At 68.8% G+C, this 13,278-nt stretch carries 15 protein-coding genes; 4 read left to right on the top strand and 11 right to left on the bottom strand.

The features are described 5' to 3' along the window. Positions 1-405 precede the first annotated feature (405 nt). The 7 genes from ACIPAE_RS13330 to ACIPAE_RS13300 all read right to left on the bottom strand — a co-directional run bounded on the left by ACIPAE_RS13330 (position 406) and on the right by ACIPAE_RS13300 (position 5,638). On the bottom strand, positions 406-597 hold the full coding sequence (locus tag ACIPAE_RS13330) for a hypothetical protein (protein ID WP_366410826.1): 192 nt from the start codon (positions 595-597) through the stop codon (positions 406-408). A 161-nt stretch (positions 598-758) separates the two neighbouring features. Further along, positions 759-1,220 carry a prevent-host-death family protein gene (locus ACIPAE_RS13325; RefSeq protein WP_366410825.1) on the bottom strand — a complete coding sequence of 154 codons (462 nt, stop codon included), beginning with the start codon at positions 1,218-1,220 and terminating at the stop codon, positions 759-761. A gap of 314 nt (positions 1,221-1,534) precedes the next feature. Beyond that, a complete protein-coding gene (locus ACIPAE_RS13320; protein WP_402444992.1) occupies positions 1,535-1,957 on the bottom strand; it encodes a PIN domain-containing protein in 423 nt (140 codons plus the stop codon). Continuing rightward, the gene (locus tag ACIPAE_RS13315) at positions 1,954-2,223 is read right to left on the bottom strand and encodes a CopG family transcriptional regulator (RefSeq protein ID WP_366410823.1); all 270 of its coding nucleotides are present in this window, start codon (positions 2,221-2,223) and stop codon (positions 1,954-1,956) included. Before ACIPAE_RS13315 ends, ACIPAE_RS13320 begins: the two co-directional genes overlap by 4 nt. A gap of 122 nt (positions 2,224-2,345) precedes the next feature. Next, positions 2,346-2,804 carry a hypothetical protein gene (locus ACIPAE_RS13310; protein ID WP_402444990.1) on the bottom strand — a complete coding sequence of 153 codons (459 nt, stop codon included), beginning with the start codon at positions 2,802-2,804 and terminating at the stop codon, positions 2,346-2,348. A gap of 528 nt (positions 2,805-3,332) precedes the next feature. Then, on the bottom strand, positions 3,333-4,367 hold the full coding sequence (locus tag ACIPAE_RS13305) for a zinc-binding dehydrogenase (RefSeq protein ID WP_402444988.1): 1,035 nt from the start codon (positions 4,365-4,367) through the stop codon (positions 3,333-3,335). Positions 4,368-4,381: 14 nt separating this feature from the next. Then, a complete protein-coding gene (locus ACIPAE_RS13300) occupies positions 4,382-5,638 on the bottom strand; it encodes an alpha/beta hydrolase (protein ID WP_402444986.1) in 1,257 nt (418 codons plus the stop codon). A 229-nt stretch (positions 5,639-5,867) separates the two neighbouring features. On the opposite strand from ACIPAE_RS13300, the gene ACIPAE_RS13295 reads away from it, so the two are divergent. Continuing rightward, a complete protein-coding gene (locus tag ACIPAE_RS13295) occupies positions 5,868-6,515 on the top strand; it encodes a TetR/AcrR family transcriptional regulator (protein WP_329363163.1) in 648 nt (215 codons plus the stop codon). A 339-nt stretch (positions 6,516-6,854) separates the two neighbouring features. On the opposite strand, the gene ACIPAE_RS13290 is transcribed toward ACIPAE_RS13295, so the two are convergent. Next, positions 6,855-7,400, bottom strand: coding sequence for a hypothetical protein (locus ACIPAE_RS13290; protein WP_402444985.1), 546 nt, complete (start codon positions 7,398-7,400; stop codon positions 6,855-6,857). A 331-nt stretch (positions 7,401-7,731) separates the two neighbouring features. Here ACIPAE_RS13290 and ACIPAE_RS13285 point away from each other — a divergent pair, with 331 nt between their 5' ends. Beyond that, entirely contained in the window at positions 7,732-8,487 is a 756-nt protein-coding gene (locus ACIPAE_RS13285) for a DUF6928 family protein (RefSeq protein ID WP_402444983.1), read from the top strand. A gap of 88 nt (positions 8,488-8,575) precedes the next feature. Next, positions 8,576-9,583, top strand: coding sequence for a hypothetical protein (locus ACIPAE_RS13280; protein WP_402444981.1), 1,008 nt, complete (start codon positions 8,576-8,578; stop codon positions 9,581-9,583). A 129-nt stretch (positions 9,584-9,712) separates the two neighbouring features. On the opposite strand, the gene ACIPAE_RS13275 is transcribed toward ACIPAE_RS13280, so the two are convergent. From ACIPAE_RS13275 to ACIPAE_RS13265, 3 genes are all read right to left on the bottom strand, one after another. Continuing rightward, the gene (locus ACIPAE_RS13275; RefSeq protein WP_402444979.1) at positions 9,713-11,059 is read right to left on the bottom strand and encodes a hypothetical protein; all 1,347 of its coding nucleotides are present in this window, start codon (positions 11,057-11,059) and stop codon (positions 9,713-9,715) included. Then, positions 11,056-11,586: a hypothetical protein gene (locus ACIPAE_RS13270; protein ID WP_366410815.1), complete on the bottom strand. Its 531-nt coding sequence runs from the start codon at positions 11,584-11,586 to the stop codon at positions 11,056-11,058. The genes ACIPAE_RS13275 and ACIPAE_RS13270 overlap by 4 nt, the downstream gene beginning before the upstream one ends. Positions 11,587-11,840: 254 nt before the next feature. Then, the gene (locus tag ACIPAE_RS13265; protein WP_402444977.1) at positions 11,841-12,293 is read right to left on the bottom strand and encodes a hypothetical protein; all 453 of its coding nucleotides are present in this window, start codon (positions 12,291-12,293) and stop codon (positions 11,841-11,843) included. Positions 12,294-12,459: 166 nt separating this feature from the next. Between ACIPAE_RS13265 and ACIPAE_RS13260 the strand changes: the two genes are divergently transcribed. Next, entirely contained in the window at positions 12,460-13,158 is a 699-nt protein-coding gene (locus tag ACIPAE_RS13260; RefSeq protein ID WP_402444975.1) for a DUF429 domain-containing protein, read from the top strand. Positions 13,159-13,278 lie beyond the last annotated feature (120 nt).

Here is a 13,278-nt window from a genome sequence, read left to right as displayed (position 1 = left end):
CCGGCATCCCCCGGATCACCGCCTCCACCGCCCGCCCGTACGCCCGCTGCTCGTCCCAGGAATCCGCCGAACCGCGGCGCCCTTCGGATGTCGTGCCCGGTGAGGCGCCGGCGGGGGATACGGGATACGAACTCGCGAGGGGCTGCCCCCAACACGCTTTCCAACGGGTCTCCTTGGTAGCCAAGGAGAGGCGGGGTCGTCCTGACCTGCGATGGAGTGGCCGGGCGAAAGGCTTGCGGACGCCGATGAACGCGCACGAACGAGACCGGAACTGAGACCGGACTTCGCGGGTTCCTCCTGGTCGGCGGCCGAAGCGCACCGCCGTCCACGAGATAGCCCGTTCAGCGCGAGCCGGGCATCGCCTATCGGGTCGAAACCTGTCCACTCGCGTGCGGTGCGACGGGTTCAGCTGTCGGTGTCCTTGGGGTGGCGGGTGGAGGCGTAGACGAGATGCACGGTCCGGCGTGGTTGGTCGACGAGATAGCGGACGCGACCGCCGGCGGTGACCTCGTACTCCCACTGCGGGTATTCCGTGCCGCCGAGGGTGGCGGTGCCCAGTCGTCCGCGAAGCCTGTGCTGGCGGTCAGGGTCCTTCATGGAAGCAGGTTGGGCGCGTAGCGCCTCGTAGCAGCGCCGGGTGTTACCGGGAGCCTCGGTGCACAGGTCGCCCCAGCCTTTGGCCGCATCGTTCGTGGCGAATCGGAGGCGCCATTCGTTCTCGATCGGCGGTGGCGGGACGTCGTCGCCGCGCTTGGGGCTCACGGCGCGGGTACCTCGCCATGGTCCTCGTCCGGAAGCGGAGTCGTCAGCTGCGCCGTCAGTTCGGGGTCCGCGAGGACCCGGGCGGTGGCACGCCATTCGACGATGGCCCGGTGCAGATTGGTGTGCACGTCCAGTTCCGCGGCGTCATTGGTTGCGTTCACCAGGTCGAGGACGAACTCGCGCACTTCGTCCGTCGACAGGTGCCGGGTCCACGGGAAGACCTCGGGCAGGGCCAGCAGAATCGCCCGGGCGCCTTCGTCGCTGCTGATCAAGGCCGCGAACAGCCGAGCGGTGACGTCGGCGGTCTCCTCGCGCTGACGGTCATGACGCTCGGTGGTGAGATACAGATCCTCGCCGTCCCGACGCGTCACGTGGACGCGCTGGGCACGTTCGACGGTGTCGGCGACCCGCTTGGAGTTCTTCGACAGATCGGAGAACGAAACGGTCAGAGTGGACATGGGTCGAGCATAGTTCGGAATATGTTCCGAAGTCAAGGTGAGGCAGGGGCTTTGTACCTTGCGGCCCGGCGGGCGGCGTCGATGAGCTCCGGGCGGGCGGTGGGGCCCTACGACGTCGTGCCCGGTGAGGCGCCGGCGGGGGATACGGGAATCGAACTCGCGAGGGGTTGCCCCCACACGCTTTCCAACGGGTCACGGTGTCGATCGCAGCCGAACGGGAGAGGGCTGACCTGCGGCGGAATGATGGACGGACGGTCGGGCGGACGTGGCTGAACGTCGATGAATGAGACCAGAACCGGGACCGGACGACAGCGTCATACCTTCTTGATGACGACCGTGTCCGGGACCAGCTTCTCCAGGTCGTCGACATCGGAGGTGAAGACGGTGACCTGGCCCTGCTGCCGACGCGCGACGACCGCGAGCACCGCATCGATCGCGTACTTGTGACCGTGCAACTTGGCATCGGCCAGGAGTCGGCGGGCCTGTCGGGCTTCGTCTTTGCCGATGTCGGCGACTTTGAGGCGGGAGAGCACCCAGTCCCATCGCTGCTCGGTGGTCCGGCCGTCGTACGCTTCGACCAACGTCATCGGGGATGTCACTGCCTCGGCTTGGCCCCGGGCCGCGAGGTCGAGCCAGGCGATCATCTTCCGGTCGCCGCGTACGGCGAGAGACAGGGCTTCGCAGTCGAGGACGAAGACCCGGAGCGGAGGCCGGTGCTCGCTACCGCGCTTCTTCACGCGGCCTCTCCGGCGCTGCCAGGCCGACGGTGCGCGTGCTCGGCGTCGAGGCTGTTCAGCTCATCGAGGGCCGCCGCGCGTTCATCCTCGGTGACCGGACCGTGCTCTTCCTCCAGCCAGTCGACGAGTTCCACGAGCCGGTCCCGGTCGCGCTTGATCCGCAGTGCCTCGGCAACGTAAGCCGACAGACCGCGCTCGGCAGCTTCCGTCCGGATCTCGTCGAGGAGATCCTCGGGGATGGTCACCGTTACCTTCTTGCTCGCCATACAAGGAACCATACTCGCGGTATTGAGAACCTGCTATACCGGCCAGCCGGAAGCTTTCCGGTGCTCACAGGGGTGACGCGGGCATGACGCTCGCGATGCGGGACAGCGTGAAGACGCGCTCGTCATCCCGAAGATGGCACCACGCGCGGGTCCAGGGCGGGTCCAGGGCGGGTCCAAGGCGGGTCCAGGGCGAGTTCGCTGACGCTTCGCACGCTGTGCCCGCCGGATGCGGCGTCGTACCCGATGGCGATCACGTGACCGGTGTCGACGGCGTGGGCGAGCTGGCGAACGTCGGTGAGGGACAGCCGATCGGCGTAGCCGGCGATGATCTCCTCGCTGTCTGTCTCGACGGCGACTCCGCTGTCCGGGCCGGGCTCCGGGCTCAACGGAGGGGCGGCACACAGCCTGGCTGCCAGGTCCCGCAGAGTGCCGGGCCCGCTCACCTGCTGGACGGCGCCGGACGGGAACCGGTGAACCAGTGCTGCTGCTCGGCGCGCGGTGGACGACAGGGCTGCCGCATCACCGGCCGGCAGGGCCGCCCCGACGCCGGACAGGGCGCCGCGGGCGAGGACGCCGAGCACTTCCGCCTCCCGGATGACGGTCGCGAACGGTGTCTCGTCCTGCGGAAGTTGATCAGCGAGCGGGCGGTGTCACGCAACCAGCGACCCCAGATCGGCGGTACGCCGCACCCCCTGCCCGGCCGGGAGGTCCGCCGCGGCAGTGAGCAGTCCGTGCCTGGCCTGCCGGCAGCCGTCGCAAGGCGGTGTCCCGGCGAGCGCCGGAAGTGATTTGCCCTCCTCTTCGTCCGTGGGTTCAGAAGCGTTCGTGGGCATCCTGGCCCGCGATGGAAGGGTCGCACGGCCGTGGGCCGGGCCGTGCTGAACGCCGGTGAACGGGTCGAGATCACGTAGCCGGTCTCGCGGGTGACCTTCCCGCCGGCTTCGGTGCATCCGCGCGTCAGCCAAGTGCGGGAAGTCCAGGCCCAGTCGATGACGGTCAACGCGCGCACCGTGCGGGTCGTTCGGCGGCCGTCACCGCGATCGCGCCGGATGGGCTCGGCGCGTGCCGTCGCCCGGGCGGCGCGCGCAGCGTCTCCAACAGTGCTCGTTCTAGCGACCGGGGCGGCTGCCGGCCTGCGCGTCGGCCGGGGAGTCGGCGGCTGTCGCGGCGGGGACGAGGACGATCTTGCCCACCGCGCGGCGGCCCTCCAGATCGGCGTGGGCGTCAGCGGCGCGATCGAGCGGGTAGCGCTTGACCAGTGGTTCGAGTCCGCCGTCGGCGGCCGCCTGGATCGCGCGGGCCCGCAGTTCCCTCATGGTGCCGGCGCGTCGCAGCAACTGGGGGCCGATCGCCCAGATCACGGTGCTCGCGTGCCCGATGATGTCGTCGGTGGTGAGCTGGGTGGCCGTGCCCGATGACCAGCCGTGCAGGAGGAACTTCCCCCCGGGGCCGAGAAGGTCGAACGCCTGGCGGCCGGTGGTCCCTCCGACGCCGTCGAACACGATGCCGATCTCTTTGCCGCTGAGGGCATCGTGGACCGCGTGCGGCCAGTCCGGGTTACGGTAGTCGGCGGCAATGTCGGCACCAAGTGACATGGCCTGCCGCGCCTTCTCCGGGCTGCCGGCCACGCCGACGACGGTGACGCCCTGGCGGTGCAGCGCCTGGATGAGCAGGGCTCCGACGCCGCCGGCCGCCGACGTGACCAGCGCGACGTCCCCGGGCTCGGCCTCGGCGACGTCGAGGAGTCCGAGCGCGGTCGAGCCGGTGGTGATCATCGCCACCGCGGTGTCCGCTGCCATCCGGTCTGGGATGCGGTGCAGAGCCTCGACCGCGGCCACCGCCTGCTCGGCGTAGCCGCCGTGGGCATCAAGGGTGCCGACCACCGGGCGGCCCAGCCAGCTCTCGTCTACGCCCGGGCCCAGCGCGCCCACGACGCCGGCGACCTCGCCGCCCAGCACGACGGGCAGCGCGGGGGCGGGATGAGGTCCGATTCCGCGGCCCGACCGCAGCCTCGTCTCGATGACGTGGACGCCGCTGGCCCGGACGTCTATGCGGACCTGCCCCTCGCCGGGGGCCGGTGGGGTGATCTGCTCGTACCGGAGGTTCTCGGCGGGCCCGTACTCGTGGAGCCTGACTGCGTACATGGGTGTTGCGCCTTTCAGGAGGAGCCGGCCGGCGAGGCCGGCTTCCGGGCGTGCGGGCCGGTCGCGGTGGCGGCATCGGCGGTGGCGGTGTGCGGGGTGGGGCCCGGCGACCTGGGCGAGGACAGGACCCAGCCGGCGAAGGCTTCGGCGCCGTCCACGATCGCCTCGGAGCGCGGCGAGTGGTAGAGGTCCATCACGTGCTGTCCGCCGGGCAGTTCGGCGAGGACCACGGCGTTGTGCGATACGTCGCGCAGCCGGCCGACGAAGCTCCGGGCGCCCTCGACGGTGCCCAGCGGGTCCCTGGTGCCGTGGACGACCAGGAACGGCGGCGCGCCGGCGTTGAGGTACCGGTAGGGCTGCTCCTGCGGCGGCGTCCCGTCGGGCTGCTCGCCGAAGAAGTGGCCGTAGTAGCCGTAGAAGCAGATCGCTGCGCTCACCGAGGTGTCGGCGTCCTCGAAGCCGGGCTGGAACGCCGGGTCGTTCGGGGTGAGCGCGCAATGAGCCGCCATGTTGGCGCCGGCCGAGCCGCCCGCCACGAACACCCTCGACGGATCTGCGCCGTACCCGGAGCCGTGCTCGCGGACCCAGGCGATGACCTTCTTGGCGTCGATCTGCTGGCCGGGGAAGGCGGTCTGGGGCCGCAGCCGGTAGTTGGCGCTGATGCACACCCATCCCTGTCCGGCGAGCCGGTGCAGCAGGGGACGCCCCTCGCGGCTCTTCGCGCCGCTGGAGTAGTGGCCGCCGTGGAAGTAGATCAGGACCGGAGCGTCGTCCGGTGCGTCGCGGCGGCGGTAGAGGTCGAGCAGATTGCGGCGCCCGGCGTCCCCGTAGCGGATGTTGGCGATCCGCTCCACGCCGCGCGGTCGCAGGAGGCCCGGTGGTGGCAGCAGCAGGATGCGGGCCCAGGCCCGGTGGCGGCGCGGCGGCACCTGCACGTGCTCCCGCCAGCCGGCCCCCAGCCCTTCCCGGAGGGCCTGCCCGACGGCCCGGTCCGACCGCACGCCGCGCCAGGCGGCGACGGCCAGCCCGACGACGCTGGCGGCGGCCACCCCGACCACCGCCCGGGCGCCCGTCGACCCCAGGTCACCCTGGGCCGCGGCGAGTGCGGTGGAGGCCACGAGGGCGTATATGGCCACGAACGGCAACTCGTTGGGGAGCAGACCGAAGACGAAGCTCATGCTCGCCACCGGGCCGGGCCGACGCGGGGAGACAACGGCGAAGAAGGTGCACCAGGCGACGAGCGCCACGGTGATCAGATAGCCGACGGGCACGAAACCTCCAAGGACGTGGACCCTGACCGAAGATCGCGGCCACATGCGTGTGAACGGAGGGGCGCTGGTGTGACCTGCTCGAGAGCGGCTGTTCCGGCGGTCACGCCGTCCTCCTTGGTCCGGCTCGATGCACGGATGAGACGATACGTTTCGTCTCGCCGGAGCATGGCCGAGGAACCGACGCAGTGTCAAGACGAGACGTTCCGTCTCGTTCGTCTATGCTGAGGGCATGCCCAAGGAGCCGGACGCGGCGCGCCGCAGCGAGCGCAGTCGCCAGGCGATCCTCGCCGCCACTGAGGAGATCTGCCGGGAGAACGGCTACGGGCGGCTGACCATCGAGGCAATCGCCACGCGTGCCGGAGTGGGCAAGATGACCATCTACCGGTGGTGGCCGTCCAGAGGTGCCATTGTGCTGGACCTCCTCGACCAGACCGCGAACGTCGCAGCCGACCCGCCGGACAGCGGCGACCTGGCCGCCGACCTGCACGCCCTGCTTGCCGAGGTCATCAGCATCCTCACCCCGCCGTTCACCTCACCCGCCACCGGACTGATCGCCGAGGCACTGCAGGACGCCGACCTCGCCAACGACCTCCGCGAACGCCTCATCCGGCCGCGCATCGCCACGTTCAAACAACGCATCCGCCGCGCGCAGGACGCAGGCGAACTCCCGGCGGACGCGGACCTCGACGTGGCACTGGACCTGCTGTACGGCCCGCTCTACCACCGCATGGCCCTCCACCTCGGCATGCCGGACCCCGACTACCTCGACACCCTCATCGCCCACGTCCTGCGCGCCCTGGCAAGCACGAACGCGGGACCGCCGCCGGCTCGTGGCCGCCGAGGCGGTCCGGCGCAAGCAACGCCTGGGCTCCGCTAGGAAGCGGCGCTCGCATGGTTCTACCCGGCGACGACGCCTGACCCGACCACCCGGAGCCGCCCAGCGCCACCAGGGCACCTATGCAACGTCGTTGGCCCCCGCTGCGAGCAGCGGGGGCCAACGATGCCGTGCCCGGTGAGGGCGCCGGCGGGGGATGCGGGATTCGAACTCGTGAGGGGTTGGCCCCGACGCGCTTTCCAACTCTTCGTCCGGGGGTCCGGTGGGGTTCGTGGGCGTCCTTACCTGCGGCGCGGTCCTCTGCCAACTGAGCTTCGGACGTTGCTGAACGGCGCCGAACGCAACTGGAACTGCAACTGCGTCAGTGCTGTGCCCTGCTGGTCAGGCCGTGCTGCTGGCCGCACCTTGAGCATCGACGGCGTAGCCGATCTCGGCGAGATCTGTGGCGAGACTTTCCACGGTCACGTCCGGATTCAGTGAGGCGACGAGCGTGGCGGTGAGCGGCTGGAGGCCGAGCACCGCCGTCACTGCGGCGGGGTCCGGCGACGTCTCGTAGTGGTCCTCGACGAATCGTATGTACGCGTCGGGCGAGCGGTCCGCCAGGAGCTCGAACAGGGCATCGGCTCCGTCCGGGTCGGTACCCTCTTCCGGGAATTCGATCTCGCCGGTCTGCCAGCAGCTATCGTCGCCGCCGCGCCACAGGCATGCGGTCACCACTGGCATTTTGTCCTCGTCGCAGAAAGCGGGCTCCTCGACGAACTCTCGGAAGGCTTCGGGCACCGAGTCGAGGACACCTGGCCAGGGTTCGTCGTTGCCACTTCCGTGAGGGCTCATGGGTGACTTGTGGTCGAAGCCGCGCACGTATGCGCCTGCGGCGGAGAAGACGATGGACCACTCGTTCCCGCTGCCGTCGCGCATCGATGCCATCTGCTGACCGCGTGCCCAGGTGGAGTTGAAGGAGTAGTAGCGGACTCCCAGCCCGGGCTGATGACAGCCTCCAGCGTCGCCAGGGCCCGGCAGTGCTCGCGCAGCTCGGCGATACCCGGCAGCCGCCGGGCCAGATCGAGAACAGTCATGCCCACATCCAACCCCGTACCGCGGACAGCGCTGCGGGGCAGCTGAGGATTTGTCGGGACGACCGCCCTTCGGCTGGAAGGGCTCAGCCAGCTGGTGGCCTCGCTGAGGCCGACTGTCATACGCGGTTGCTACCTTCCGCTCGAACGACGATCGAACATCCGATGCTTTCGAGAGGTTGGCCATGGGTGCCAAGACGGCATTGCTCGTGTACATGGATGCCGGAGTGTCCGGTGCGCCGCGGATGACAGGTACGGCGGACAGCGAGCGGACTCGGGAGCTGGTCCGTCGTCTGTATCCCGGCTGGGAGGTTGCAGGCACATCCGGTTGCGGGCTCGGCGATGCGACCTATCCCCTGGAGGGGACTGCCTACATCGGCAGCTTTCCGGGGACGGACATCGTCTGCGATCGGCACTGGATGGGCGACTACCCGACCCGACTGCCACAGCACCTGATCGATGCAAGTGTCGGGCGCAGAATGGTGGTGCACTGGATGCACAGCGTGGTGGACTTCTGCGCCTTCGCCGTGTGGGAGGACGGTCAGCTGGTCCGTTCGCTCAGCCTTTCGCCGGACAGCGGAGTCATGGAGGATATTGGCGAGCGCTTCGCGTTCGAGGCTTCTTACTGGGCGGGCGAGCACCCGGTGGAACGAGTGGCAGGCTGGCCCGCGCAGGGCCCGTACCCGCTGCCGTTCCACCCCCTCGAACTCGGCGAAGAAGCTCTGCGCGAGTTCTTCGGGTTTGTTCTGGAGGGCCGGCCTTCGCCGGAAGACATCGATCCCTACGAGGTAGGGCTCCGAGGCTTTCGCCTCCAGGACCCGCAGGCACCGGATCCTGCGCTGCGGCAGGCTGCGATTGCTGCAGCCGTCGCGCAGATGGGACCGCCGCGCATGTTCAGGCTTGGTCCGGACGGATCAATGGTCGAGATCGAAGCCCTCTGAGAATGGCTGGCGTTATCAGCCGCATGTCCGATCGATTGTCTTCAGCGTCACGGCGTCGGGCCGGATGAACTGCCGCGGAGGTTGTCAGGTGCACCAGTGGGAGGTTGATCCGGCGTACCAGGCGGTGGTGCGGGGGTTCGTGGACGCGGATCCGCTGGATCAGGCGGGAGGCCCTCTCGACATCCGTGTGGCGGTGGCCGGGATCCGTCCCGACGCAAAGGACGAATTTCTGCTGGAGGAGGTGCCTTGGGACCGCTTCCCGGACGGCATCCGCGTCCGCGAGGACATGGAGCGGCTGCGTTCGGGAGACCCAGCCGCCGTCCGCGGGGCTCTCGACATGCTTATCGGCCGGTGCGCCAACGACATGAGGGTGGCGGTGGCGCTGGCGGTGCCCTTCCTGATCCGAATCGGAACCCAGTCCGGCGGCACTGACCGCGCCGAGGTGCTGGCCGTGGTGGCCGAAGGGGCACGCATGGGGCATCAGGGCGTTTGCACGCGTGCTGACATGCTGCGGCACCGTAACGACGACGAATGGTACTTCGAGCCGACCGGATACCTGCAGAATTGGTCAGTACAGGCCGCCCGCTACGCGATCGCCGCAGACACCGACCTCATTCTTCCTCTCCTTGGCGATCCCGACACAACAGTGCGTATCGCCAGTGCCTACGCACTGGCCGCTGCCTCCGACCGCGCTCAGGACATCCTCTCCGCGTTCCACACCTGTTTGCTCGCCGAGCACGCCCCGGACGTACGCGCGGGACTGGTACTGGCCATCGCAGAACTGGCCCGGGCGCACCAGGATTCGAAGACGACGGCGTGGATTCAGGCCTGCTGGTCCGATTCCGGACAGCCACCCGAGGTACGTACGAGCGCCGCACTGGGGTGGATGTGCCTCACCGACGAGCCGATACCGGACGACCTGCGCACCATCCTGGACGACCTGGCGACCGGCGAGACAGCCCAGCGGGTGGCATCGCTGCCGTGGATGCGTGCGGCCGCAAGCGCCGTCGCCGACGGTCTGCACCGCTGTCTGCAAGCGATGCTCCACCCCGACACGCATGACACGGATGATTGCTGCGACGACCCGTGGTCCTGACAGGGGTGGCGAGCCCCTGGGACTCGGCCCGCGAGGCCGCGCAGCGGCCCCTCAGCACACAAGTCGGCGCTCCTGTCTGGGAAGTGGTCAAGGAGTCGAACAAAGGGGGCAACCCCTTGGCACCCCGGATCAGCTGACTGCGAAGGCGTGAAGCACCGGTTTCTCCTCCAGGCGCAGCGCTCCGCACGGGGCGCCGAGGCTGCGGCCGTATTCGGTGAGGGCCAGGAGGCCGACTCCCCGAACCGGAGTGCCGGTGTCGATCGACAGGGGGTCGATACTCAGCTCCCCCGCCAGCTTGGTGGCCATTTCGAGCAGTTCCCACATCCACTCGTCATCGTCCTGGTCAACTTCCAGTTGCTCCGCCGTCAATGCGGGCAGCCCGAGAGCGGTCCGCCGCTCTTGCTCATACGCGAGTGGGACCCCGAGCTCCAGGTGCTGTGTGTCGTCGCCCGGGATGTAGGCGAGGCGGCGTAGGGTCTCGCCGCGCTCGGCGACCAGGACGGCCGAGCCGTCGTTCTGGGCTCCGTACCAGTACGCCTGGGCACGCCCGTACCGGGCGCTGAGGCGTTCGCACGCCTCCAGCACTGCGGCCTCGCGCTCAGCCGCACTGGGGTCGCACCAGGAGCCGACCACCAGGGTCCAGCCCGCGAGTTCGGGCGTGACGAAAACCCTTCGGTACCGGTCGTGCGGGTCGTCGTCGAGTCCGCCGTGGCTGTCGTAGTCCGCAGCGTTGACCCCGACGGAGAACGGCACCGGATACGCGGCTGACAGGCCCAGCATCTCCATGACGCCGGCCTGGTTGCCGGTGCTCACCGCGATCCAGGAGAGAAAGCAGCACAAGATGGGGACCGGTATGTCGTCCATCAGCTTGATCTGGACAAGACGCTCCAGGGCTGCTCGGTCATGCGCACTGATCGCATTCTCGCCGTCGATCTCCGCCAGGCACTCCAGGGCTCCCCCGCGCGCCGCACCAGGCCCGTCACGGCGCACCGACTGCAGCAGCGGCACTACAGCTGCTCCCCACGAGCAGAAGGCGCGGACAGCGACCCGGCGCACCTCCTCGTCGCCGTCACCCAGCAGCGGAACCAGCAGATTCGCTACGGGCAGCGCGTCCTCGCCGCAGCCGTCGACGCCCATGACCGCTGCCCGGCGTACGAAAGGATCGCCGTGGGCCAGTGCCCGCAGGTATCCCGGCAGCACTGGGGTTCCCAGTCGTGTGAACACACGCAGCGCCCGCCAATGCGATCCCGGCACCGCGCTCTGCAGGACACCGAGTACAGGATCGAAGGCCGAGGCGCCGATGCCACATAGCACCGAAAGCAGAGCGGTCTCGGTCACCGACGAGGCGTCGTCGCGCAGTTCGTCCATGAGGGCGGGCAGTGCCGCGGTACCAAGTGCGACCAGGTCGGCTACAGCGGCGTGCCGCTCGGCCTCCTCGTCAGCGGACAGTGCCAGGACCCGCTGCCTCCCGGTCATGCCAAGTCCTTGAACAGCGCGTCGTACGGTTCGTTCTCCGGCGCGAAGACCAGAACGAAATCCCTGCCCGTCACGGTGACGGCCTCACGTAGCCGGGCCAACGCAGCTGCCTCCGTGGGAAGCGAGAGACCGAGGGCGGCTGCCGCCCGGTCTCGTCGAGCCCAGAGGTCGGGTGTGTCTTCCAGATACTCGGTAGCGAGCTCGCGGCTCTCCTTCGCGGTGAACGTCCGGCAGTCCTGCCACCACGGCGCCACCAGCAGCAGTCGTATGAGCTCGGGCAGTCCGACAGCGACCAGAGCTGCACGGCCTTCGGAGTCCGCGAAGAGGATCGGTCGCTCCTCGCCGCCTTCACCGCAGAAGAAGTACGTGCCCCCGGCCCCGTGACCGGCGAAGCCCTCCAGCGCCGCGCCTGAGGCAAGGTGTACCTCCTCGCCGTGGTCACCCCGGTCCAGGTCGAAGTCACCTGGCCAGGCCAGGAAAGCGGCGGCATCGTCGTGCGTGCGAACGGCGGTGATCAGCGATTGCATGCACCGCACCCTAATAAGGAGGACTGACAGCCTCCTGCGGGTTCACAAAGGCGGAGGGGCAGTGTCCGGCCAGATGAAGACGCCAGCGATGTGAAGTCCGGCTCGGAAGACGGTGGTGCTGTCCTCTTTCCGAACTTGAGCATTGAGTTTCTGCTGGTCAGGCATGGGGTCCTCGATGCGGTCGTCCTCGTGTGTGCTCCGAGAGTGCAGGCCGGACATTGATCACACGACAGGCCGGGATGTTGGGCGTCACGTCAGAAGAACCAGACGACGAGACGAACACTCTCTGGGCCGTGGACTTCGCTTAGCGCGCTCATCACCTTCCAAACCGGGCCCCAGTGCGTAGCGTTTCCCGCGACTGACTGGCGGCTGCGGGTGCCGGAGAGGTCCGTCTCCTGCCAGTCAGCGGAGGCCAGCTCTGCCCAGGAGATCCACGTTGTCCCATGGAAGTCTCCGGAACCGCCGTATGTGGCGAACTCGCCACGCAAGCGGTCGGACGCGTCAGCCGGTATACCGCGGCCCTGGGACAGGGGACGGAAGCCGAACGTGTTGCGCACACCGAACAGGCAGGCGAGAGCGTCGTAGGCGTTGCCCGTGTTGAGGAGCCGGAGGTCAATGCCGGCCTGCCACACGGAGTCCTCATCGTCGGGCCCCCAGAGCCGGGCACCCGGTCGGCACTCGACCATCCCGTTCATGTCGGTGGACATGCCTGGATTCTGTCTGGAGGAGGCCCACGCTGTCGCCCCGGTTTGCCGGCGCTCCTCCCGCGCAAAGGCATTCGACTAGCGGTCGCGCGGTCTTGCTCGTCCACGGAATGGGCGATGGCCGGTCCCTCGGGCGTTGCCGGACACGGTGAGCTTGCCGCTGTCCGCGATGTTGAAGCAGGAGACCATGAACGTCCTGGGAATCGATGCTTGTGGCAAGCAGGGCTGGATCGGCATTCGTCTGGCGGCCGGTGTGTTTGACAGCAGCCTGGTCGAGGCCATCCTGAAGGCACTCATCGCGCGGGTGGGGGAGTGCGATGTCGTCGTGGTCGACATGCCTCTCGGACTGCTCGACAGGGGTTGGCGCGCCGCAGACATCCAAGCTCGCGCGTATCTCGGGGCCCGCCGGAGCAGCGTGTTCCTCACCGCCCCGAAGGTGGTCTGGGATGAGGCCGACTACGCGGCTGCCAGCACCGCATGCCTGACGATCACGGGGAAGAAGATCAGCCAGCAAGCATGGGCGCTGGCCTCCAAACGCCGTGAGGCGTACATGTGTTGGATCAATGATCCGGATCGCATTCATGAGGTGCATCCCGAGGTCTCGTTCCAGGCCATGGCCGGCGGTACTCCGCTGAGTCACAGCAAGAGGAGCTGGCGGGGTCAGGCCGTACGCCGCGCTCTCCTGACCGCCGCGGGTATTCCGCTCAGCGACGAACTCGGCGAGGCCGGCTCCGTCCCCACCGACGATGTACTGGATGCCGCCGCGGCGGCCTGGTCCGCGCACCGCATCGCTGTCGGGACCGCGCAACGCATGCCCGCCACCGCAGAACGGGACGCCGCCGGCCGACTCGTGGCCATCTGGTACTGAGTCGGCGATCGGACATGATCCTCGGCGAGGAGACCTGCCGCGGAATCCGGCATTCTGTGCTGGTTGCGAGAACCGAAGCCGCCGCGCCAACCGCTTATGAATCGCGTCGGGCTGCGGACC

The organism is Streptomyces sp. NPDC087270 (assembly GCF_044744625.1).
Lineage (GTDB): Bacteria > Actinomycetota > Actinomycetes > Streptomycetales > Streptomycetaceae > Actinacidiphila.
The sequence above is the reverse complement of the archived record's forward strand: the minus strand, read 5'-3'. Positions and strand labels throughout refer to the sequence as shown.